Origin of the sequence: Halosimplex carlsbadense 2-9-1, from assembly GCF_000337455.1 — an archaeon.
GTDB classification, from domain to species: domain Archaea; phylum Halobacteriota; class Halobacteria; order Halobacteriales; family Haloarculaceae; genus Halosimplex; species Halosimplex carlsbadense.
Map to the genome: position 1 here is coordinate 56,973 of NZ_AOIU01000043.1, position 22,890 is coordinate 79,862.

A 22,890-nucleotide genomic window follows, 5' to 3' on the forward strand; every position below is an offset into this window, starting at 1 on the left:
AGATTTTGGAGAGGAAATACACAGGTCCGAGTAGTGCCTCTAAGAGTTGCGTGGCCAGATCTGATGTCTGACAAGGGTTTAAAAATGACGAGGTTAGTCGGAGAAGCGCGAGGATCAAGACTTGACTGAGCAAAAGCAATCGGAACGCCCGGTGGAGAACAAAAAACAGGAACGTACAATTGGATCTGTAGTTGCACGTGGCAAGAGCGACACGTACTCGTCCAAGAGCGGGAGGAAACCGGAGCTTGTGCAGGGCGAACCAAGCGATTCCCCGATTGGTCCTGTAAATATGAAGGCCCAGTGGGAGAGCTACGTGGATGAAACACTCGACCGGTTATCCGAGCCTAATAAACCGCTTCCTTACTCATTTACGCGAAGGGAGCTATTCCGTTCCGCTGCTATCGTTGGAATTCCCGTCTGGGACGAAGAGACGAAGAATCAACTCGAAACCTGCGTGCTTGACCGACTCGGGTATGAGTGGGACGATACACTCGAACGGTTTGTTCCAGTCATCGGTGACGAGCTCACTAGTCTGATCCATGCCGCAGCGGAGACGATCACACCTGTTCTCCGGAAAGGGTCTTCAAATCTGCAGTCCCGAATTGACGACTGGTGCGATGAGCACGGTTTCCACCGCCTCGATAATCCGGTTGAAATCATTGCACGGCACGCCGTATTCTATTGCTTGGTGAAAGCGACTGTATACGAGCGGTATTATCGAGATGATGAACTTCCCGAATTCTCAGTGAATATCCGTCAAGCATTCCAATTAGCGGGAGAACAGACTGGGAGTCCCGCGTTCGACGAATGTGTTTTAGATGAAGTAGCAGCACTCGCGGATGAGAGCACGCTTGAGCCAGTTCTTGAACAGCGCCATCGCTTAGTCGCGTCTGAGTACCCGTCTGAAGATATCGGCGGACTGTTCGAAGCAATTACACCGAAAGAGAGTCGCCAGAAACTCGGGCAGTTCCGAACTCCACGTGATATCGCATTCCTGATGCGGACGTGGGCAACGACTGGCGGAACGTCTGTCCTCGACCCTGGGATGGGCGCGTGTGCGCTGTCAGCGCCGTCATTCGCCTCCTGGGAGTCCAGCAGTGACCCTCCACAGATGACCGGAATTGACCGCAGTCAGCTCGGAATCGCTCTTGGAACGGCGGTGATGACTATCCACGGTAAGTCGCGGGACATTCGGAAAGATGACTTTCTAACGCTCGATCCCGACGAATTGGACGACGACTATACGGTCGTCATGAATCCGCCGTATTCTCGCTCTGAAGAGCTTTCAACGGAATATACGGATACGATTCATCAGACGGTGGAACAGGAGACTGGTCTGAATCTAAGTAAGAACGCGCCGTTATATATTCATTTCATCGCTCATGCGACACAGTTCCTGGCTGAAGACGGTCGTGCTGCATTCATTACTCCAAACTATCTAGATAAAGACTATGGAGAAGCGCTCAAAGAGTACCTGCTCGCTGAGTACGACATCAAGGCGCTGCTGTTGTTCAATCCTGGAGAAGTATCGGTATTCGACGAAGCGGTGACAACGGGACTGATCACGTTCGTTGAACGCCGTGAAGATAATAAGGGAGAGGGCGACACTCGATTCATTCAGGTTGACGAGATGCCTGAAACCGGGGACCTGCTGTCAGCGGTGAAGGGTGGAGTCGAAGACGAGGCGGAATGGGGTTCTGTGACTACCATCGACCAAGCAGCGCTAGGGCCCGAGCAAAACTGGCGGACTGTATTCGACCCCATCGATGTCGACACGGAACAACTCACCACACTTGGTGAAATTGCAACGGTCAATCGCGGCATTCTTACCGGGAAGAACGACGTATTTTGCGTATCACAGTCCACAGTCGAAGCTCACGAGCTGGACAAATCGCACTTGTCACGCCTCGTCCGAAAGGGGAGCCACGTTCCCCACTTCGACATGGTAGTTGAGGACTGGGAACAACATCGTGACGCCGACAAAGAAGTCTGGTTACTGTATCACCTTGATGACATCGACGTTCCGAGTAAGGCGGGAGATTACGCGTCTGCAGTTACTGCCCCTCCATCGGAAACTGCCTTAGGTAGTGACGCCGCTCAAGACAACGGCGTCCAGCGTCTCCTGTCTTATTTGGAGCATAGTCTGCATCAATCCGTCTCACTGCCGAATCGAACGTTTCAGGATCGCGGTGACTCATGGTTCATCGTAGATCTGCGTGATCCGCCGCCTATCCTCGTAACCACTGTGAACCGGGACCGGTGTCGGTTCATCCTGAATGAAGCGGACGCCAGGAACGTGAACAGCCTGCACTCCATGTATTTGGATGTTACTCTGACAGATCCTGAGATAAAGGCACTGTTAGCGTATCTCAACAGCGACATCGTTTCTGACGTTCTGCGAGAACACGAGCGGCTCCACGCAGACGGGATGCGAAAACTAGAGCCAAACGACGCTGAGGACATCCCGATACTGGACCCGCGGAATCTACCGGCTCACACAGTAGATGCACTCAGTGAGGCCTTTGACACACTGTGCGAAACTGCTCGACGTGATGAAGCCCTAACCGATGTCTTTGAAGAAATCGACGAGATCGTCCAACAGGAACTATAGATCATTCCTTCCAGATCTGGCTCCGCAACCATCAGGAGCAGTGTGAGATTTCCTCCAACTTGCCCTGTTCCTATCTGAATTTCCGCATTTCGGCGACAGCGAGATACGGCGACATATTTATGCCTGTTTGCTACAAATATGTAGTAAATCATTGACCCACCAGCCAACCGCCTCCGAAGAAACCGAGTTCGGTTTACTTTGCCGACTCCCAGACCAGAACGCAGTTCTTGTCGGGCGAGTCGTCGCCAACGACGAGTTTGACGGTCTCGCAGCTTACTACATTCATGGCCGAGGAGATATCCTGATCGGACGGTATGAAAACCGGGAGTTCATCCCTGAGTATACCATCGAACGTGAGAGTCGGCTCATGTCCGCCTGTGTTCGAGAATTTAGTATAGCAGACGTAGAGACAGAACTCTCGAGTGTCGGGAACGCGCTCCTCCAAGCTTGGCACTTTGGCGACCTCACCCCGCTGAGCCACAAACAGGCTCACGCCTATGCGCTCCGCGAAAAAGCCGGATTCGGCCGGGACGAAACGGCTACAATCCTCAATATCTCTCCGAGTACTGTCGATACGCATCTCCAGCGGGCGAAAGAGAAATTGGCCGCAGCGGAGAATCTCGTCCGGTTCGTTCGCATGGATGCTGAAGTACTCACTGACCCAGAGTTCCTCGACGAGGAGAGGATCAGTGACGAGACGAATAGTTCGAGCGATATTACCCCGCTCTCGTAAGATGCGAGGGACCGCAGAGTAAGCTAACCCACGGCTAAACAGTAGTTGCTGAAGTAGCCAAGCGTCGATTGGCGTCGGTGTTCTTGTCTCGATATGGTCGAGACAACCGAGGCAAATGAGTCTTGCCGCTTCGTCGGTGCTGTTCCCGGAGCTTGAGTTCGGTGTTGCGGACAACGGCACGTATCCGAGCGAGGACTTCCAACGAGTCCTCGCTCGGATTGCCTTCGATAACTAATTCAGAGATCTATAATACCATTCACAGGCTTCTATCCCAATCTAACTGTTATAGTGAAATTGGAAACAATTACACTCGTTGCCCCTTCACTTGTCGTATGAGCGAATCAGATGGACCGGCGAAGAGAAGAGATGCTGCAGTGGCGGATGCCGTGCCGACAGAGGACGAATTAGAGGACTTCAGGACTCTGTTAGATCGGACGCGCCTCATCATCGTGCAGCAGACACTTGCGCATGATTCTGGCGTGTTGTGTCGGGCTGAACTGGCGGCTCGAAACCCAGATGTGAACGAGAGTACCCTCCAGTACCACTTGGACACACTTGTTGTGAGAGGGCTTCTCACGAAAGAGACACCATCGGAGACGAAGCGGGATCTTCCGTCTGTCTTTTACGCAGTCAGTAAGCGGGGGATCGACTTGCTCAAACAACTGAACCTCCACGACGAGATCGCCGTTTGGAACGATCTGTACTCTAGTATCTCAACGCCCGACGAACTACGGCAAATCGAAGCGATGGACCGGCCTGAGCCAGAGTGGTACGACTATTGAGGCCAGAGGTTTACAAGCGACTGACGGTTTATTTAATGTGTCGATGCCAAGTGATCCATTGATAATTGTCGCAAAGAACAGTGCTCTCCCCGATTCGAGAGAAAAAAAAGACTCCTGCTTAGACGCACTCAAATCAGCGATCGCGGACGTATTCATTGATCACGGGATATATCCCGACGGATTCCGCGTGTACGACGGCAATCTGTATTCGCAGGTCAGTCTCAATTGTCCTGACTGCGGAGACTCGGTTAGGCCCCTCACTGTTGAGCAAGGCGCAGAAAACGGTGCTGACGGGGAACTACGATGTGTGTGCGGATTTACAGGACGTGCCGTCTACCGATTAGTCGATATCGAGCGGAACACAGATCAAAGCACTGTCGAAGAGTTGTTTTCCACTGGTAGTGTGGCCGCTAACGACGACGTTCCTGTTGATTTAACACCGTATGAAACGACAGAGGTTCATCGTCCGGAGTAACTGGGCGCGCTTTCATAGGGAATAGTCAGCTATTCCAAACACACTGTCTTGGTCGGAACGGAAAAGTGAGAAGTTCTTCAGAGCTTGTACCAATTTAAAAAGGGACCACTGAGGTGAGAGTTCTATCGGGCTGAATCGATATCGTCCAGTTGTGGGGCCGGGAGAACGGTAGCATTGTCAAATTCGGACAGGTAAATGAAATACTGCTCCATGAGGAACATACCAAAGTGCATAGACAAGCAAGGAATTCACCCACTTTACTACTCATCGTTAACTGAATACGATCGGACAACCGGGCCAAGCTATTTTATAATCGCGCTGTATAATATTGATCACACCCAAACAGCTAGTTGAACATTCGTTTCGGCTAGCTTCTTGGGAATCATCGCCTGACCGGCTTGATTCCTGGGTGGCCACCGACACGCGCTCGTCATAGGCGGTGAACCGAGCTGGCCACCTTTGAATCAGCCATGTGCCATGCTTACCCCTTGTGCGAGCCCCTTCTCGTGAGCGGATAGCCTCTCAAATAACCACTTACCCGATAATCATGACCGAACACTCAGACGACAACACTCCCGAGCACAAGTCCCCAGGATCGCACTGGGTTAGCACAGCAGACGAAACAGAAGAGCAAGTCATCACCGTTGACGACCTACAAGACATCAAGACAGGTGATGCGATTGCAGTGCGTGCAGCGACTGATTCTCGTGATACGATCCTTGCTGGGAAAGTCACGTCGCCCACGTCTACGAATCCTGACGGTGAGATTCAGGAGTCTCGGGACGCTGCAAGCGAATTCATCGGTGATTCAACGTCCGTGCACATTGCATTGCTGTCCATCAACGCCGACACGCAATGGGTCATCGCTGACGGCGAGATTACTGACAAAAGCCAGCGACTCGTAGATCGACCGCCTATGCAGCCGCATCTCGGAGAGCCGCCGCGAGACCCGCCGGACTGTTCACTGTCATACCGTGACGACGGACACATCGGACTCACGATCCCTGGTCCGATCGGGAATGGGAAACGCGTCAAGTACTACGCCCCACACAGCTACGGTGGCGTAGTGGAATGTATTCACGGAGAAATAATCGAACCTAGTCAAGTACTTCCTGGAGAATACAACAAACACGATTGACCGCCATACTCGAATTCGGAGGAAGATACGCTCTGCAGTACTATTTTCAGTACCTCACCAAGCCGGTTAGTTAGAACGTCTGCTTGGTGAAGACGTGTCTAAGTACCAGCAGCAAGCAGACAATGAAATCCACGAAGACCAGCTTCTTAATTTCCTCGTTAACCGGCTTGACGAGGAAGTTTCCCTGAACCTCGCCAACAACGCTGATATCGATGTAGAGGACATCTACGAGGTTCTCGTCGGCGTAACCGCCGACGGAACCTCGATCTCGACGCTCTGCAACTCCAGTGACAACTCGCCATCGGCGAACACGATTCTCTACTATCCCCGGACGAAGTTCGAGCCGGAACGGCTCGAACGAGTCTTTAATACACTCCTTCGGTAAGATGTCGTCGAACTGCTTCCCGAGCAGGTGGAGGTCTGCGCAGATTTCCACCTGCGGCCCCACTACGGTGACGAAGACGACACAGACGCCCTCTACCACTCGGAAGCGAAGCGGGGAACCACCGCATTCCACGCTTACGCGACGCTCTACGGACGCCTAAGATGGCGACACCGCCAGCAGTGTCCTCGCTGAATTCCTTGGCATTCTCGACGGCCTTGACACCGAAGTCAAGACCGTCTACCTTGATTGCGGATTCTACGATAGCAAGTGTCTCACGTTGCTTCAGGCGCATTACTACGCCTATGTTGTCCCGATTATCCAATGGGGTGAGACGATTCAGCAGGAACTCTCGGGAGGGTGGAGCCGCGTCATTCAGCATGACCTGACAGGGAAACTCGACGGTCACAGTTGGACCGTCGAGTTTCCCGTCTACGTCGACTGTACGTAGCTGAATGGACGGTATAACGAGAACGGCGTGGCGCGTCACGGCTACGCCGCTGACGCGCCGTCCATCGAGACTCCACGCGACGCTCGATACCATTACTCGAAACGCTTCGGTATCGAGTCGAGCTATCGTTCGTCCGAGCAAGCGATAACGCCGACAACGACGCGAGACGCGACGGTCAGACTGCTGTACGTTGTGGTGAGTCTGCTGATAGGGAGCGTATAGCGATATCAGCACTACGATTACGTGGCGATGCCCCGCTGGGGCGGGCGTCGCCTCTGGTGGTGGCCGTACAAAGAGTTCGTGAACATAGTTCGACGGCCGTGTGGACGGCCCTCGCGGTGCGTCGGGCCGTCCCCGCGAACCGACCTCCTGACGACCGGTTCTACCAGTAGTCACCGACCGAGCAAGCGTCTCCGCAAGTGGCAACGCTATCGCGTCGACGGCTGACCGCCACCAACAGCGACAGCTCCGCCTTCAATCAGCATTGCTCAACCGTGATCGACGACTCACCACAACAGAACAGGTGGCTCAGGCCACCCTAACTGGTGATGCTTTGTGAGGTACTGAGACTTTTTTCGGGAGATAATCTCGCTGAGAAGTCCGAGTCGAAGCAATCGCAGACATCTTCTCTTCCGAACTTCAGCGATCAGAGTCGAGGATTTCAGTACCCTCGCGAATTCGCCTCGGACTACATGAATTATCCGTATAACACGGGTGGCCGAGTCTGTGACTTGCTCACCGGACACACTGAATTTTAGCTAATACCGATAATTTCGAATCGTGTTCCATCCTCACCGGAATCGGTAACTGAAATCTCCCAGCCATGTGCCTCGACAATGTTGGTAACTATAGCGAGTCCGAAACCAGTCCCATCGCCTACTGACGTTTCTCCCCAGTCGAAGATATCGTCCTGTTGTGCCTCCGGGATTCCTGGTCCATTGTCTGCCACGTAGAATCCATTGACAGACTCACGTTCGATCGCTCCAACCGAAATCGAAATCGGCGATGAATTGTGATCAATTGCATTCCGGAAGAAATTGTCCAGTACTTCACGTAGCCGCTCCGGGTCTGCTTGGAACGAAACTGAAGATTCGATCGCGAGTGTTGCTTCGTCTGTGGATGTGCCGTCCCAGGATTTACGAGCGATATCTTCGAGATCTATTTTTGTCGTATCAGAGATCGTATTTCCCTCTTTCGCCAGTTGGAGGAGACTGGTCATCATGTCGTCCATGCGGTCGACAGTCTCGTTGACCTTGTCTAATCGTTCGAGTTCATCGTTTTGCCGTGCGAGTTCTACGTTCGCACGAATGACCGAAAGCGGATTCCGAAGGTCGTGTGAGACGACCCTCGCAAACCGATCGAGTCTCTCGACTTTGGCCTGCAGTTCCTGTCGCCGTGCAATCCGGTCGGAAATATCACGGAGGATTGCAATCATCCGGTTCGACCGCTCTCCATCGGGCGCGGGATCAAGTGCGGCTCCGGAGATCTCGGTCGGAATCTCTTGCCCGTTCTTCTTGAGACAGTGGAGATCATCGGTGAATCCAGTTCCTTCTTCGAGGATGTCTCTGATGAACTCCTCTCGTACTCGGTCGAAATCTTCAGGGTGTATTGATGCCGGATCCATCTTGAGGAGTTCCGCTCTGGAGTATCCGAGTAGCTCACAGGCAGCGGGGTTGACATCGACGAACGATTCTGATTCGATATCGACGATCATGACGGCGTCGTTGCTATGCTCGAAGATTTTCTGGTACCGTCGTTCGATTTCAGTGGTGCCCCCTGTGCCGTCGACTCTCGTATCGGGGGTGTCTCCCTCTTCGACCATGTTCGAGATATTGATCTTTCTGTTCTTACGAATATAAAACTATACTGCGTTGGGGCCCTGATCGAACAACCGTAGCCTTGGAACGTGACCTCTCGGTAGATTTTCCGTCGAGTAATGTAGGTTTTCAATCCGGACACTGTAGCAGAGTATGACGACCTCGTCGACGGCGTCGTTTATCCCGAGGAATTCGAATCCTGTGCCGTCATCATCGAGGTACTCGATAGCGGCGTCCGGTCGATCGAAGCCGTCGGCGGTGATTTAGAGATACTCGAAGTCGAAATCAACTCAGCGGCGCCTGCGGCGGGCTGCCGCCTCAATAGTATAAACTTCCCCAAGGGGAGCCACATTATTGCCGATGCCAGCGGAAACCTGGCCAGCGGTGCAGAGAATGTTCTTGAACCAGATGATCGGTACTTGGTCGGCATAGAGGTAGCGGACCATGACGAAGTGATGAACCTCCTTCCGGGAGAATCCAGTCATTCAGGGGTCACGACGGCACCGCACGAGGGGCATTCTGCGAATACGCTAGTAGAGTCGTCCGACCGTTCGTACGAAACCAGAACGTATGCGGGTCCGACCGAAGTCCCACAGCGTGGGCAAGCACCGAGGGAATCGCCGTCGGATGTCATGGAAGCAAGGGGGGAGCGTGTGACAATCTGCCCCCAAGGCCGGTTGGGCTAGTCGAAAAATAAGAGTTGGCCGCTTGTGCATCTGATATCGTACCCCATTCGAATTCAGAAATTGACACTGAATCAATTGAGAAGGACTGAATCACGGGTAACGTGCAGGTAACTCGATTTCAGACCACTCAGCGTACAGTTATTACCCTCGACAGAGAATGGATACTATACGTAACCCACTATCGAAGGGTTATGTACTTCGAAGGAAACACACATGGCAGAACTCACGATACTCAACGGACTCGCTGGTGGACTGGTCGCGACGATCGTCATGACGGTATTCATGATGACGTTGGGAGACGATTCGCCGCCCCCGACGGCACTATTCTGGTCGAAGTACGTCGGAGACGGTGAACCAGACGAATACATGATGCAGGGGATGGCCTTGCACATGCTGTACGGGATCATCGCCGGGCTCGTGTTCGTGGTCGCGGTTCCCGTGATCGGTCTCGGCATCGGGTCGATGACGATGGCGGTCCTGTTCGGACTCGCGTACGGGTTCGTCCTGTTCGTGGGGGCGGCGGTCTTCTGGATGAACGTCGTCCTGGATCTCGACCCCGAGGTCCCGATGGTCGCGATGTTTCTTCTGTTCCACCTCATCTACGGTGCCGTCTTCGGCGTCTGGCTCCAGCTGGGCGTCCTGTGAACTTGAATATCGACGATCGAATTCCGAATTCGACACCGAAAATCGACTATCCCCGCCGTTTCGGCCGTCACAGACACCGGTAAGTCTGTCTCGGTGTGAAAGCGCTAATGCGATTTGAGACCAAATAAGACACATGACTGAGCGAAGACTCTCTCGTCGGGAACTGTTGCGAACCGCAGGTGGAGTCACAGCCGGCGCGACTGCTGGGCTGGCAGGCTGTCTGGGAGGCGATGGCGGATCGGCGCCGGATTCGCTGACCCTCGGGACGTTGAACGTCTTCCCGATGATGCAGTACTTCGTCATCGACCAGCAGGGCTGGTACGACGATCTCGAACCCGACATCGAAGTGCAGACGTTCGGCGGCGGCCCGCCGCTCGTCCAGGCGTACGCCTCAGGCAACATCGACTTCGCGTACGTGGGAATCAGCCCCGGACTGGTCGCCATCGCCAACGGGGTCTCGTCGAAAGTCGTCGCGGCGAACGTACTCGAACCGAACGTGATGGTTGGGAGTTCCGAGTTCCGCTCGTACTGGGTCGAACACGGGCCTGACGCCTTCGAGCAGTTCCGGTCCGACAAGGGTCGCAAGCCGCGATTCGCGACGCTTCCGGCCGGTTCCACTCCCGACGTGTTCCTTCGATACTGGATCACCGAAGTGCTCGGCCTGGATCTGGACGTCATCGAGATCGTCGGACAGAGTCCGAGTGCGCTCCAGTCGACGCTGTCGAGCGGGAACGCCGACGCTGGGAGCGCTATCGAACCGGTCCCGACGATACTTCAGGAGAACCCGGATACCGACATGAAACCGTTCATATACGCCGGTGAGATCATGCCGGGCCAGCCGGGTGCGGTCCTCCAGCCCTCCCAGTCGCTGGTCGACGACAACCCGGACCTCATTCAGGAACTGGTCGACATCCACGTCCGTGCGACGGGATTCATCCACGAGAACCGGAGTCGAGCAGCCGAGATGGCCAGCGAGGTGATCGGGTCCGACATCCTCTCTGCGGACGTCGCGACGAAGGCCATCAACACCCCCGCGTCGAACTTCATCTCGAATCCGCGGCGGATCGTGGAGAAGTCGCTGGTGTACAACGACTTCCACCAGCAGCTCGGCTCTGTCGACACGGACCTGTCGGAATCGGACGTGTTCGACCACAGTTTCTACGAGGAGGCGAGCGGTGGCGGGCAGTAGCGAACCCGAGACGGTCGGCTACTCGACCGGTGGTCTCGGACTCGAACGCGGTCGTACACTCGGGATTCAGGTCAGCGCGCTCGCTGTCTTCGTCCTGGTTTGGTGGGCGGGCGCGCTCGTGACGCCACAGAACCTCCTTCCCCGGCCGCCTGCCGTCCTCGCTGTCCTCGTCTCCGACGTGGCGTCCGGCCGCGTGTTCGAGCTCATCTGGCAGAGTCTTCGTCACTACATCCCGGGTCTGCTCGTTGGGTCTGCGTTCGGGATGGCAGTCGGAATTCTGGTCGGCTGGTCGCGGACCGCGGAACTCTCCGTCGGGACGGTCGCCGGGATACTCCGTCCGGTCCCGCCGCTGGCGTGGATCCCCTTCGCGATCATCTGGTTCGGATTGAACGACCGCGGCGCCGCGTTCATCATCGCCATCGTCGCCTTCTGGATCAACTACTACAACGCCGAGAGCGGCGTCAAGGGCGTCGACGACCAGTTGCTCGAAGTCGGGCAGTCGTTAGGCACGAAGTCGGACCTGGGGCTCATCAGACGCGTCGTCCTCCCGTCGGCGATGCCGGAGCTGTTCACTGGGTTCCGGACGGCCGCCGGCCAGGCGTGGATGGTGATGGTCGCGGCCGAACTGCTGGGCGTTCCCGGCATCGGGAAACACCTCTGGGACGCCGCGAACTTCCTCCAGATGCAGGTCGTCATCGCGTACATGCTCGTGATCGGTATCCTGTTCCTGATCTCGGATCGCCTGATCAAGGTCGTCGAAGCACGCACGCTCGCCTGGCGGTGATTGATATGACTCCACAGAACTCGACCACCCATTCCGACACGTCAGACGAAGCACGGACTCGCGACTATCCCCAGATCCGCGTCGACAGTGTCTCGAAGACCTACGAAAGCGAGAGCGGACCGGTCGAAGCACTGACCGGTGTAGATTTCGATGTCGGCCACGGCGAGTTCGTCTCGATTGTCGGCCCGTCGGGCTCGGGAAAATCGACAGTCTTCCGCATCATCGCTGGACTCGAAGCGTCCACCGACGGCGCAGTCCTCGTGGATGGATCACCGGTCACAGAGCCCGGCCCCGACCGCGGGATGATCTTTCAGGACGACGCGCTGTTCCCCTGGCGTACCGTCGCGGGAAACGTCTCGTACGGCCTCGAAGAGGTCGGTCCGCCCGAGGGGTTCACCACCGAGGAACGGATCGACTACTGTCTCGAACTCGTCGGACTGACCGACAAGGCCGACGCGTATCCGAAAGAGCTGTCCGGCGGGCAACGCCAGCGCGTCGGCATCGCTCGCGCGCTCGCCGTCGATCCGCCAATACTCCTCATGGACGAACCGTTCGGCAGCGTCGACGCTCGAACGAAAACGTCGCTCCATCGGGAACTGCTCGATATCTGGGCGGAGACCGAGAAGACGATCTGTTTCGTGACACACGACATCGAGGAGGCGGTCTACCTCTCCGACCGGATCGTCGTGTTCTCGACGGCTCCCGGAACTGTCCTCGACATCATCTCGGTTGACCTCCCGCGTCCGCGGGACCGGACCGGCGATGCGTTCACCAAAATCAAAGCCGACGTGCTCTCGTATTTCGAAGACGAGGAAAACTGACTGTTGGCAACTGAGTTCGGCACCGGATATACCCCGGGACACTCGGTGAGGGCAGGGTAACTAATTCGTTTTTGTTGCTCGCGTTCGACCACTGGATCAAGATGGTTAGCGCCGGTCCAGTATCCGAGCAGTCCCACGATCTCATGATCGACGAAGAGCCCGATTTCGAGGAGATTCTTGTCTGTGTGTTCGGTATCAGAGACCACGAGGTCAGGGCGTATCTGGTGTTACTCGACAACCCGGACAGCACGGTCGAAGAACTCGCAGACTGTCTGAATCGGGATCGGTCGAACGTCAACCGTGCCCTGGCGACGCTCCGCGAGAAGGGGCTCGTGAGTCGCAACAACAAGATCATCCCCGGTGGTGGAAATGTGTACCAGTATACCGCGACCCCACTTGCCGAAGCGCAGGAGCTGATGCACGAGACGCTGGACGAGTGGACCAGGTACGTCCACACGCGTATCGACCGGTTCGGCGACGACGAGTTCTGAGTTCGATTCAGCGATCTGCGCCGTGGCACGTTTCGAACGGATGGGGTGGGATTCCTACAGGAGTGCTACTCGGGCGTGTCGCTCTGGCCGGGGACGCCACGTCCCTGGTAGAAATCGCCGCCCCAGTTACCCACCCAGATGTCCTGGTTGGCGAGATACAGCGCCTCGGCGGTCCGGAAACGCGGGTCGGTGACCGACCACTCGTCGGCCTCGGCGTCGTACTCGACTTCCGCGTTGTACACCGCGGCCTGGCCGAACTCCCCGCCAGCTTCGGGCGGGAGCGGCAGCGGGTGCTCGGCGTTCTCGCTGCGGGAGGGCGGGCGCTCGGCCCGCTGGAGCCGCCCGCGGTTGAACGTCTGGTTGAAGAACGTCGCGAACGTCTCCCGGACGCCCGAGCGGCCGAGCACGGCGTCGGCGGCGTTCAGCCCGCCGGTGATGTCGCCGGCGTCCCGAGCCGTGATCGCGTACGTCGAGTCGTCGGTGCCCGACATGAACGTGCCGGCGTCGGCGTCCCACAGTTCGTCGGTCATGTAGCCGACGACCTCGCTCGCCGTGTCACTCCGGTCGACGCCGTCCATCTGAGAGGCCCACAGTAGTCCCTGTGCGACGATACCCTGCGTTGCGGCCTGGTTTTCGGCGCCGCTCTCGACGCGGCCGTTACCGGAAAGGTTGTCGTCAACCACGTCGGCGAGGGCGTTGGCGTAGTCGGCGGCGGACGACCGTAGGTCATCGTCACCGGCTTGCGGACCGTAGTAGCCGACCGCGCCGAGCATCTCGCCGACCGACCGGGTCGACTCCATCGACGCCACCTCGCTCGCGTCGAACAGATCCATCGTCGCCTGGGCGACGCCGTCGGTGATCTCCTGGATACCGACCGGCGGGTCGAAGACGCCGTCCGCGCCGGCCTCTTTCGGGATCAGCGGCCGCGGATTGACGTAGCCGAACCAGCCGTTCTGCGCGAGGCTGGTCAGGTCCGAGAGGAACCACAGCATCGCCGAGTGGTGGTGTGGCCGCCGCGTCTCGTCGACGATCCGGCCCTCGCTCGGGTGATACTCCGAGAGGAATTCGAAGCTGTCACCGTGGGTCAACGCGCCGTTGCCCCTGGACCCGCCGACGAGAATCGCGGCGTTGACTCCGACCTGGGCGAGCGTCGACAGCAACTGCGCACGGAATTTCGGCGCGATCTCTCCGGGAAGCAAGTCGAAGTGGTTCTGGAAGTTCTTCGCCCACGTGACGCCCTTGAGATGAGTCCAGCCCACCGAGGAGGGGCTGACGACCAGCGACGACTTGCTCTTGTCCCAAGCGAGCGTCTTCGCGTCGGGCCGACCGGTGTCATCTTCCAGCACTGGCTGCTGCGTGAAGTGCGGGTCGCCTTCCGTGAACGACGCCAGCGAGAGGTTCGGATCGGTTATCGGCGGCCGGTCGACGTCGGCGTGTTCAAGCATCGCCGGCATGCGCTCGGCCTGCAGCTGTTCCATCTGCTCGTTGAGCGGGAACGGGACGCCGTTGCCGCTCATCGCGATGTTGGTACTCATATTGTACAGTGAGTACCAGTAGGCGTCGAAACTCGCCGCCTGGAATCCGTACTCCTGGCCCGCCGGGGTGGTCGTCGCGGTCTCCTCGGGTTCGCCGACGACAATTGCGCCTTTCATCCCCATCCCGCGATGGGGGTTGCAGTAGTAGGTCACGATCCCGGCGCTGTCGAAGGTCTGAGAGAACGTCGTCCCACCCTCGTTCGTCGGGTCGCCGCTCCGGAAGTCGGCGCCCGACTGGGCGACGACGTTGTGGCTGCCGCCGTTGCCGGTCCACTCCCAGGTGACATCCGTCCCGGGGTCGACCCACACCGCCGGCGGTGCGAACCCGAACCCGCCGCCGTTGGCCTCGGCGCCCACCTCGATAGTCACCGAGCCGTTGCCGCGCATGTCCGCGGTCGTCCCGTCGTAGTTGCTCGTGTCGCTCAACCAGCCGCCGAAGTCGAACTCCGCGCCGCCCGACCCCGAGGTAGGCGTCGAGGCCGGCGTTGCGGTCGGCGCTGGCGTCGACCCGTCGTCTCCCCGGTCGGGCGTGTCGGTCGCTGTCTCCGTCGAACAGCCGGCTATACCACCGATCGCTGCGATGCCACTGAGTCTGAGGAATCGCCGTCGTGCGGGATCCATATCCGAGTAGACGGTGACCCAGAGGACTCATGGGTCTGCCCCGGAACTCCGAGCGGACGCACGGACGGGAAACGGCTATACAGCCCGGGCAGTCGGAGTAATAGAAGATATCGTCGCTGTGTGCGAGTGCGGTCGTGTCGCCCAGACGCCCGACCGGTGGCGACGTGTTCGGCGTCGCTACGCCGTGTCCACCAGGAACAATAAAAAAAGGGGAGCCGGCCACTCGCCTCAGACGGATTGTTGCAAGCTTTTGCCGGGTCGACCGCACGCAGTCAGGCGGTCGATCCCGGACTGTCTTGCAAGAATCCGTATCAGCAGTCGACGAGGGAGCAGTCGTAGACGAACGTCTCCTGAAGGCGATCGATCTCGCCGAGAAGCGTCTCGACTTCGGGCCGATCCCCCGGCGATTCGCCCTCGTACGTGTAGACGATCTCGGCCTCGTCGCCCCGGGTATCGAGGACCACGCTCTCCGGGAGCCGCCCGATCATGTCGTGAAGTTCACCGAGCTTCCCGTACTGGGTCGGCTGGTCGTACTTGTCGGCGATGTCTTTCTCGGGGTCGGCCAGCAGCGGGAACGGGAGATCGAACTGTTCCTGCCAGTCGGCCGCGCGGTCGACGGGTTCGGGCAGTATCGGGAGGACGACCGCGTTCAGTTCCGCGAACTGGCGAGCCTCTTCGGCCAGCGTCTGTACCTGATTCTTGCACTTCGGACAGTGGTAGTCGCGGAGCAACAGCAACACGGCGAAGTCGACGGTGTCGACGACGTGGTCGAGCGAGAGCGGGTCCGGCCCGTTACCCACGTTCGGAAGTTCGAAGTCCGGTGCGACGACCCCACTGTCCAGGTCGGGCGAGGACATGGCCGAACTATCGCCCGTCGAAACAATCAGTATTTTGTAACGTTCCGGTTACCGGGGGAGGGGTCGCTCACCCGGCTACCGAAGTGTAACCGAGGAACCGGTCAGTGGCCGCTGTCACCGGTCAGGCGACGAGGAACTCCGTCACGAGCACGACCAGGCCCACGAGTCCGAACACGACGCCCAGCCCCGTCTCCATCAGCTCGCTGGGGAGGTACTTCCCGACGCGCGTTCCGATGGTGCCGCCGACGACGACGCCCGGAATCGACCAGGCGACGACGTACCAGACCGGCGTCGCGGTCAGCGCGTGAACAGCTGCGCCGGCGGCAGCGGCGATAGCCAACACGAACACGCTCGTTGCGACGGCAACTCGGGGAGGGATCCGACAGCGGACGATGAGCTGGGTCGTGACGATCTCCGGCAGTCCGGCGCTGATGAGGCCGGTGACGAACGCGCCGATAGTCGACAGCGCCACGCCGGGCGGCCGCCAACAGGTGTCGTAGGTGAAGGTCTCGCCGTCCGCCGCTTCGACGGTTGTCGTCCCCCGGCCCGTGTTCTTCTCGCGGAGGAACTCACCTTCGCACTCGCCGGGCTCGCACCGCTCGGGCGACTCGTAGTAGACGAGAAAGGCTCCGAGAACCAGCAACCCGACGCCGAAGATGCCCTTGAGGACCGTCGTCGGGACGACGTGAGCCGCGAGCGCGCCAACGACGACCGCCGGGACGGCGCCGAGCAACAGCCACTTCGCCGTCTGGAAGTCGACGACGCGCTGCTTGACGTACGAGCGCAGCCCGTTCCCCATGCCGAACACCTCCGTCAGGAGTCCCGCACCGATCGCCTGCGACGGGGTGAGCCCGACCACGAGCATGAAGAAGGGACTAAAAAACAGCGCGCCGGAGACGCCGGAGGACAGGGCGACCGCCGAAAACAGGATCGAGGCCGGGAACACCCACCAGTGGGCGAGGAATCTGGCAGTGAACGCCGAGTCGACGAAGCTTGCCCCGCCGAGCTGGGACAGCGCCACTCCCTCGGCCGACGCGACCGCAGCCGCGACCGGCTCGCCGAGCGTCACTGCACCGACGACTACCAACAGGAGTCCGACGACGTTCCGTCTCATTCAGTCGAACAGTGCACCGACAGTCTCGTCGTCGGGCGTCCAGCCGACAAACTCGCCGCCCTCGAAGGGCAGGTCGACCGCGGCTACGTAGTTACAGAGGCCGACGTAGAAATCGACCAGCAGCCCGACGGCGACGATCTCGCCGGGCGAGTACGCTGCGGCCAGCGCTGCGTGGATCTGGTCGGTAACCTCTCCGGTCGCGACGGCTTCGGCGTACTGCAGGAGGACGAACTCCTCGTCGTCGAACCCCGAGAAGTCCCGCCCACCGATCGCCCGCATCTCGTCCCTCTCGACGCCCTTGTCGCGGGCGATGTCGACGTGCTGGTGCCACTCGTAGCGGGCGCCCCGGGCCCGCGCGACCGTCAAGATGACCAGTTCCTTGGTTCGCGGCGTCAACTGGTCGTAGAGCGTCTCGAGGTACTCCAGCGTGGCCTCCAGGAGCTCCGGGTTGTGCGCCCAGACGCGGAAGATGTGGCGGTCACCCAGATAGTCGTCGGTGAAGAGGTAGTGGTACTGTTCGGGGATCTCATCTTTCGAGAGTAATTCCAGTCTGGTCATACGACTGTCTACGACCGCAGTTCCATTAACGGTATCTCACACGCTGGTAACCGTCTTCCGGTTGGATCGGACCCACTTGGCGGAGTCGTGTCACTCGGTGAACTGCGCTCGGACCGACGGCGCTCGAGTGACCAGCAGCATCACGACGGCTTGTAGTAGATTGGGATACTGGAGTCGTTCTCCAAAGCCGATGACGACCCCTTCGACGACCACCCAGCAGACCAGCGCGAGCGCGACGAGAACCGACCCGAACCACGCCCACCGCCGCCGTCGATACGCGCCGACGGTCACGACCAGCGGGACGACTCCCAGGGCGGAACACAGGACCAGACCGGGGATCAGGAAATCCCGAAACGGTGTGCCCGAGAGTTTCGCAGTCGACACCCCCACGATATCGCCCGTGGGTACGAGCAGGAATTGGCCGCCTCCGAGGGTCCCTCTGACCCCGAGCGAACCCAACAGCGCGAGCAACAGCCAGTACAGGAGCGGACGACCGCGCCAGTCCGGGAGGGTCAGCCGAGAGCCTGAATCGTCTGTCACAGTCAACGATAGAGCGATCCCGGGTATCAAATCACCTGGTGAGTCCTACGTAATCCCCTATGAAGCAGGTTAGCGAGCGTATTTAGGTTTCTACCCGTAAGCTAATAGTAGGAGGTAACCCACAGATGTCAGTCACTGACGAAGCAGCCGAATACCAGACGGTCGGGACGGATTCGGCCGAACTCCAGCGATACGACGATGTGACACTCGAAGAGGGCAAAGTGCTCATCTACGACCAGGAAGACGAGACTGCGTGGATTCAGTCCACGTCCGCAATCGAGCTCGAATTCATGACCTGACCTGTGTCAGACCTCGCCGTCGGCGATTTCACCGCGAGTCCCGGCTTTTAGACACTCGACCGAAGTTCGGTTTTGTATAGTAACCAACTTTCTACTAGTAACCATTAAGGAGTCGGGCATCGAACGGAATGTATGGACGACCTTCCTGATGAGGACGGTACCGAGAAGCTCGAAGTGTGGTGCGCTGGCGAGGAGTGGTGCCCCGTGACCACGACAGCATCACTGATCGGAAAGAAGTGGCATCCTGTCATCGTCCACCGGCTCCTCGAACACGGTCCGAGTGGGTTCAACGAACTGCAGGAGAACGTCGACGGGATCTCCAGCAAAGTGCTCTCGGACAGTCTCGAAGATCTGGAGGACAACCAGCTCGTCGAGCGGGAGATTATCAGCGAGAAGCCGTTTCGTGTCCACTACTCGCTCACCGAGTACGGCGAGTCGCTCCAGCCGGTCATTTACGCGATGCGGGACTGGGGAATGCAGTACCTGAACGAGCCCGACGACGGGTCGGCGGCCTGAGTTCCGAGTCGTGCTCTCGACGACCACGCTGGTTCTCGCCGGGTTCGTCGTCCTGTTCGGCGGGCTGGTCAAGGGAACCGTCGGCTTCGGATACGCCATCGCGAGCACCGCCTTGCTCGCCGTCTTCCTGTCGCCCTCGACCGCTGTCGTGTTGATGATCGTGCCGATGCTGGTCGCGAACGTCTCGTTGGTACGCGACCTCGACCGCGAGGAGATCAGCCGCTGCCTGGAGCGATTCTGGCCGTACGTCCTGTCGGCCATGGTCGGCACCGCGCTCGGCATGGTACTGCTGGATTTCGTGCGGACCTCGCTGCTGACGCCGGCCCTCGGCGTCTTCACGCTGGCGTACGTCGCGGTCAAGCAACCGTGGCTGGTACTGCCCGGAGAGCGCGCGGTCGCGCGCTACTGTGTTCGACGGGACACGTCGGTGAAAGTGGTACTCGGGCTCCTCTCTGGAGTGATCTTCGGGCTGTCGAACGTCGCGGTGCAGGTCGTGGCCTATCTCGATAGCATCGATCTCGACCGGTCGACGTTCGTCGGCGTCCTCGCGATGATTCTCGTCGGAGTATCGGGGCTCCGCGTCGGAATGGCTTGGACGTTCGGACTGTACGACGGTGGTGACCTGCTCCTGTACTCGATCGGGCTCTCCGTTCCCGGACTCGTCGGCGTCAGGCTCGGCGGCAGACTCCGACGGGTCACCTCTGAACGGACGCAACTGGCCGCCGTCCTAATCTTGCTCTCGGTCATCGGCGTCCGACTCCTCGCTGCCGGGGTCGGTATCCTGTAGTGGGCTTTTCGCCGTGTTGCCAGGTGAACGGTCGGTAACTCCCTAACTGGAAGGTTCGCGAATCATTATCACGGATGGGGTCGAACCGCTGTGCATGGCAGACAGTCCAGCCCGCAGGGGAGACGATACCGGCACTGCAGCGCGACACGTCGAATCGGAACGCGCGTTCGATGACCTCCTCGCGTCGGAGGGGACGGTTTTGGTCGATTTCTACGCCGACTGGTGCGGTCCCTGCCGGATGATGGAGTCCATCGTCGAGGAACTCGCTGCCGAGGAAGACACGACTGTCGCGAAGGTGGACGTCGACGCGCTATCACCGGTCGCAGCGAGATACGAGGTGAAATCGATCCCCGCTTTCGTCGTTTTCGAGGGCGGCGAGCCGACCGACCGACTCGTCGGGATGCAGGAACTGAGCGACCTCCGCAGAGCGATCGAGTAGCTATCGGGGTACCGCCCGGGAGATCGCAGTGGACGCCATAGCGGACAGCAGGTCAGGAGCCGACGCTCGGGAAGAAGTCGCCGGTCTCGCGTCGGACGCCACCCAGGAGAATCGAGGCTGCGACGAGCGGCATGACCGCACACGCGAGATAGACGGGCCAAAAGCCGACGACCTCGACGACCGGGAGCGTAACGATGGGACCGAACCCACCGCCGATATCCCCGAACACGTTGTTCGTCCCCACGGCACGCCCCATCTCGCCGTCGACGACGAGGTCACCTAACAGCGCCATCAGCGGTCCGCTGGTCCCGCCCTGTCCCAGCCCGACACACAGGCAGGCGATGGCCAGTGTCACCACAGAATCCGCGAGCGCGAGCAACACGAACCCGACCGACGTGACGCCCAGAAACGCGAGCAAAATCGGGACTCGCGACTGATTCCGGTCGCTGACGTACCCACCGAGATACATCGATACCCCTGCGGCGACGACGGTGAGGCCCATGAACAGGCCCGAGGAGCCCTGGGCGTCGAAGCCGAAGACGCTGAGTTGGTTCCGACCGATAAACACGACCAGCGTCGCGAACAACGCCCCGATGTAGACGAACAACACGGCGAAGTTCACCATGCCGACTGTGAGCGCGGGGAGGCTCGTATTGATATCCCACGGTTTGACCGACTGATTCGCCCCGCCGTCGACGTGTGTTTCGGGCACCGTTAGGTACGCGACGACGCTGGCGAAGAACGCGAAAGCGGCCGCGACGGTGAAGGCGACGACGTTCCCGGAGAGTTCGCTGACGAGACCGCCAAGCACCACGCCTGCCGGGAAGCCGAACAGGACGCCACCTCTGATGAGTCCCATGTTCGACCCCCGGGATCCACCGTCGCTGATGTCGTCGGCGATGGTGTACGCTGTCGCGAAGACGAGCGCGCTCCCGACGCCCCAGAGGAGGCGAGCAGCCATGAACCACGCTGCGGGGAGCGGTGCGATCATCGCGATAACGTAGCCGGACGTGGAGATTCCCTGGACGAACATCCCAATGACGAACGGTTTTCGCGTTCCGAATCGGTCGACGAGGCTCCCGGCCGGCGCGTTCGCGAACAGCCGTGAGAACCGGTTCGCGCTCAGGATGAGGCCGACGAAAAACGGAGAGATTCCGAGAACGGTACCGAGATTCGGCAGGATGGGGAAGATCACACCGCCGCCGAAGCCGATGAAGAACGTACTGACGATAACTGCCCCGAGAACGAGCCGTCCCTCGTTTTCTCCACCTGGGAGCCGTTCTTTCACGTTCGAACCGACCATCCCTGAACGGCTTAAGCATGCTCATTTCGGAGGATTTCGACTGTATTACGGTGACTGCTGACTCACCCGCGTCCCCCGGCAAGACGCGACGCTGCATCGGAGTGCCGGAGCCGCAGCATGGACGCGATGCCGAGCGCGGGACCGACTGCGAGCGGTGCGAACGCCCACCGCCAGCCGACGAGATCCACGAGCATCGGAACGAGCTGGATCGATATCGTCGTCAGCAGGAACCCGATCGCGGTCTGCAGCGTCAGCGCGGTCCCGACGTACGACTCCTCCGCGACCTCGGAAACCGCCGCGGAGAACTGCGCCGAATCCGCCACGATCGCGACCCCCCAGACCAGCACGAAGGGGACAAGTATCAGGAGTGACTGTCCGAAGACGAATCCGGCGCCGAGACAGGCGAGCCCGCTGACGACCATACTTACACTCGTGACCGAGGTGCGACCGACGCGGTCGGCACCGTAGCCCGCGACGACGGCACCGACACCGCCGATTGCGATCGTCCCGAACGCGACCAGCGACGCGAGTTCGGCGGACGCTCCGGGATCACTCGCGGCGAGACTCGCCGTGAGATACACGGGGATCCAGGTCCAGACGGCGTACAACTCCCACATGTGACCAAAATACCCGCCGTTCGCGAGCATCGTCGGCGGGTCGCGGAGGATCCGACCGAGGGCACTCGGATCGAACGGTGCTGCCGGTGCCTGGTGCGGTCCCGGCTCGACGAACAAGATCAGGATTCCGCCGACCGTCGCCAGTCCCGCAGCACCGAAGAGGACGACCGTCGGCTGGCCGACGCCACCGGCGGCCCGAAGCAAGTGCGGGAGTGCCGACCCGACAGTGAGCGCCCCGACGAGGACGCCGATAGCGAATCCCCGACCCCCTTCGAACCAGCCGGCCAGTATCTTCATCCCGGGCGGATACACGCCAGCCAGTGCGACACCGGTCAGGAACCGGAGTGCGATGGCCGGTGGCCCCGTACTCACGAAGCCAGCGATTATCGCAGTGAATATCGCACCCGCCACTGCAGAGCTGGCGAACAGGTACCGTGGTAACACGATGTCTGAGAGCGTAAACACTGACGACAGCAACGCCCCGACGACGAACCCGAGCTGGACGGCAATCGTCAACCAGGCCGTCTCGGTGTCAGTGAGGCCCCAGTCGGCGGCCAGTTCCGGTGCAGCGGCCGTCGCACTGAACCAGAGGGACATCGCCAGCAGTTGGGCGACAGCGACCACGACCAGCACACGATACTTGTCGGAAACCATCGAGTCTGTTGAATGAGGGTGCTGCTGTCTCAAAAGCGTCCGCTT

General features: G+C 59.4%; 22 protein-coding genes and 1 pseudogene. 14 read left to right on the plus strand and 9 right to left on the minus strand.

Annotation, left to right across the window (positions count from 1 at the left end; all coding sequences use genetic code 11):
* Positions 1 to 121: 121 nt before the first annotated feature.
* From C475_RS22545 to C475_RS22550, 5 genes and pseudogenes are all read left to right on the plus strand, one after another.
* A complete protein-coding gene (locus C475_RS22545; RefSeq protein ID WP_152436516.1) occupies positions 122 to 2,611 on the plus strand; it encodes an Eco57I restriction-modification methylase domain-containing protein in 2,490 nt (829 codons plus the stop codon).
* Between the two features lie 151 nt (positions 2,612 to 2,762).
* The gene (locus C475_RS18790) at positions 2,763 to 3,344 is read left to right on the plus strand and encodes a sigma factor-like helix-turn-helix DNA-binding protein (RefSeq protein ID WP_049930960.1); all 582 of its coding nucleotides are present in this window, start codon (positions 2,763 to 2,765) and stop codon (positions 3,342 to 3,344) included.
* 332 nt (positions 3,345 to 3,676) lie between these two features.
* Entirely contained in the window at positions 3,677 to 4,126 is a 450-nt protein-coding gene (locus C475_RS18800; protein ID WP_152436517.1) for a helix-turn-helix domain-containing protein, read from the plus strand.
* Positions 4,127 to 5,148: 1,022 nt separating this feature from the next.
* Positions 5,149 to 5,739 carry a hypothetical protein gene (locus C475_RS23435; RefSeq protein WP_152436518.1) on the plus strand — a complete coding sequence of 197 codons (591 nt, stop codon included), beginning with the start codon at positions 5,149 to 5,151 and terminating at the stop codon, positions 5,737 to 5,739.
* Positions 5,740 to 5,833: 94 nt separating this feature from the next.
* Positions 5,834 to 6,964, plus strand: a pseudogene (locus tag C475_RS22550) (ISH3 family transposase).
* A 362-nt stretch (positions 6,965 to 7,326) separates the two neighbouring features.
* Here the strand turns inward: C475_RS22550 and C475_RS22555 are convergent.
* Positions 7,327 to 8,394, minus strand: coding sequence for a two-component system sensor histidine kinase NtrB (locus C475_RS22555; RefSeq protein ID WP_082223366.1), 1,068 nt, complete (start codon positions 8,392 to 8,394; stop codon positions 7,327 to 7,329).
* A gap of 476 nt (positions 8,395 to 8,870) precedes the next feature.
* Positions 8,871 to 9,023: a DUF7837 family putative zinc-binding protein gene (locus C475_RS25450; protein WP_006885475.1), complete on the minus strand. Its 153-nt coding sequence runs from the start codon at positions 9,021 to 9,023 to the stop codon at positions 8,871 to 8,873.
* A 265-nt stretch (positions 9,024 to 9,288) separates the two neighbouring features.
* Between C475_RS25450 and C475_RS18810 the strand changes: the two genes are divergently transcribed.
* The 5 genes from C475_RS18810 to C475_RS18830 all read left to right on the plus strand — a co-directional run bounded on the left by C475_RS18810 (position 9,289) and on the right by C475_RS18830 (position 13,005).
* The gene (locus C475_RS18810; protein ID WP_006885476.1) at positions 9,289 to 9,720 is read left to right on the plus strand and encodes a hypothetical protein; all 432 of its coding nucleotides are present in this window, start codon (positions 9,289 to 9,291) and stop codon (positions 9,718 to 9,720) included.
* Positions 9,721 to 9,853: 133 nt separating this feature from the next.
* Complete coding sequence (locus C475_RS18815) at positions 9,854 to 10,909, plus strand: ABC transporter substrate-binding protein (protein ID WP_049930962.1); 1,056 nt, start codon at positions 9,854 to 9,856, stop codon at positions 10,907 to 10,909.
* Positions 10,896 to 11,693 (plus strand): ABC transporter permease, encoded by a 798-nt coding sequence (locus tag C475_RS18820; RefSeq protein WP_006885478.1) that lies wholly within the window; start codon positions 10,896 to 10,898, stop codon positions 11,691 to 11,693. Before C475_RS18815 ends, C475_RS18820 begins: the two co-directional genes overlap by 14 nt.
* Positions 11,694 to 11,698: 5 nt before the next feature.
* Positions 11,699 to 12,514: an ABC transporter ATP-binding protein gene (locus tag C475_RS18825; protein ID WP_049930964.1), complete on the plus strand. Its 816-nt coding sequence runs from the start codon at positions 11,699 to 11,701 to the stop codon at positions 12,512 to 12,514.
* A gap of 101 nt (positions 12,515 to 12,615) precedes the next feature.
* Entirely contained in the window at positions 12,616 to 13,005 is a 390-nt protein-coding gene (locus tag C475_RS18830) for a helix-turn-helix domain-containing protein (RefSeq protein WP_049930987.1), read from the plus strand.
* A gap of 65 nt (positions 13,006 to 13,070) precedes the next feature.
* Here C475_RS18830 and C475_RS24990 read toward each other — a convergent pair whose 3' ends face one another.
* The 5 genes from C475_RS24990 to C475_RS18855 form a co-directional block, all read right to left on the minus strand.
* Positions 13,071 to 15,161: a halocyanin domain-containing protein gene (locus C475_RS24990; protein WP_006885481.1), complete on the minus strand. Its 2,091-nt coding sequence runs from the start codon at positions 15,159 to 15,161 to the stop codon at positions 13,071 to 13,073.
* 311 nt (positions 15,162 to 15,472) lie between these two features.
* Positions 15,473 to 16,018 (minus strand): peroxiredoxin family protein, encoded by a 546-nt coding sequence (locus C475_RS18840; RefSeq protein WP_006885482.1) that lies wholly within the window; start codon positions 16,016 to 16,018, stop codon positions 15,473 to 15,475.
* A 121-nt stretch (positions 16,019 to 16,139) separates the two neighbouring features.
* Positions 16,140 to 17,132, minus strand: coding sequence for a sulfite exporter TauE/SafE family protein (locus tag C475_RS18845; RefSeq protein ID WP_006885483.1), 993 nt, complete (start codon positions 17,130 to 17,132; stop codon positions 16,140 to 16,142).
* Positions 17,133 to 17,690, minus strand: coding sequence for a carboxymuconolactone decarboxylase family protein (locus tag C475_RS18850; RefSeq protein ID WP_006885484.1), 558 nt, complete (start codon positions 17,688 to 17,690; stop codon positions 17,133 to 17,135). It lies immediately after the preceding gene.
* A gap of 90 nt (positions 17,691 to 17,780) precedes the next feature.
* Positions 17,781 to 18,230, minus strand: a complete 450-nt coding sequence (locus C475_RS18855; RefSeq protein WP_049930966.1) for a hypothetical protein — start codon at positions 18,228 to 18,230, stop codon at positions 17,781 to 17,783.
* A 125-nt stretch (positions 18,231 to 18,355) separates the two neighbouring features.
* On the opposite strand from C475_RS18855, the gene C475_RS24035 reads away from it, so the two are divergent.
* From C475_RS24035 to C475_RS18870, 4 genes are all read left to right on the plus strand, one after another.
* On the plus strand, positions 18,356 to 18,529 hold the full coding sequence (locus C475_RS24035) for a DUF7331 family protein (protein WP_161625219.1): 174 nt from the start codon (positions 18,356 to 18,358) through the stop codon (positions 18,527 to 18,529).
* 132 nt (positions 18,530 to 18,661) lie between these two features.
* Positions 18,662 to 19,045 carry a winged helix-turn-helix transcriptional regulator gene (locus C475_RS18860; protein WP_006885486.1) on the plus strand — a complete coding sequence of 128 codons (384 nt, stop codon included), beginning with the start codon at positions 18,662 to 18,664 and terminating at the stop codon, positions 19,043 to 19,045.
* A 10-nt stretch (positions 19,046 to 19,055) separates the two neighbouring features.
* Complete coding sequence (locus C475_RS18865; protein WP_006885487.1) at positions 19,056 to 19,832, plus strand: sulfite exporter TauE/SafE family protein; 777 nt, start codon at positions 19,056 to 19,058, stop codon at positions 19,830 to 19,832.
* A gap of 94 nt (positions 19,833 to 19,926) precedes the next feature.
* Entirely contained in the window at positions 19,927 to 20,271 is a 345-nt protein-coding gene (locus C475_RS18870) for a thioredoxin family protein (RefSeq protein WP_006885488.1), read from the plus strand.
* Positions 20,272 to 20,323: 52 nt separating this feature from the next.
* On the opposite strand, the gene C475_RS18875 is transcribed toward C475_RS18870, so the two are convergent.
* Both C475_RS18875 and C475_RS18880 read right to left on the minus strand, forming a co-directional pair.
* Positions 20,324 to 21,574: an MFS transporter gene (locus C475_RS18875; protein ID WP_006885489.1), complete on the minus strand. Its 1,251-nt coding sequence runs from the start codon at positions 21,572 to 21,574 to the stop codon at positions 20,324 to 20,326.
* Between the two features lie 62 nt (positions 21,575 to 21,636).
* Positions 21,637 to 22,845: an MFS transporter gene (locus C475_RS18880; RefSeq protein WP_006885490.1), complete on the minus strand. Its 1,209-nt coding sequence runs from the start codon at positions 22,843 to 22,845 to the stop codon at positions 21,637 to 21,639.
* Positions 22,846 to 22,890 lie beyond the last annotated feature (45 nt).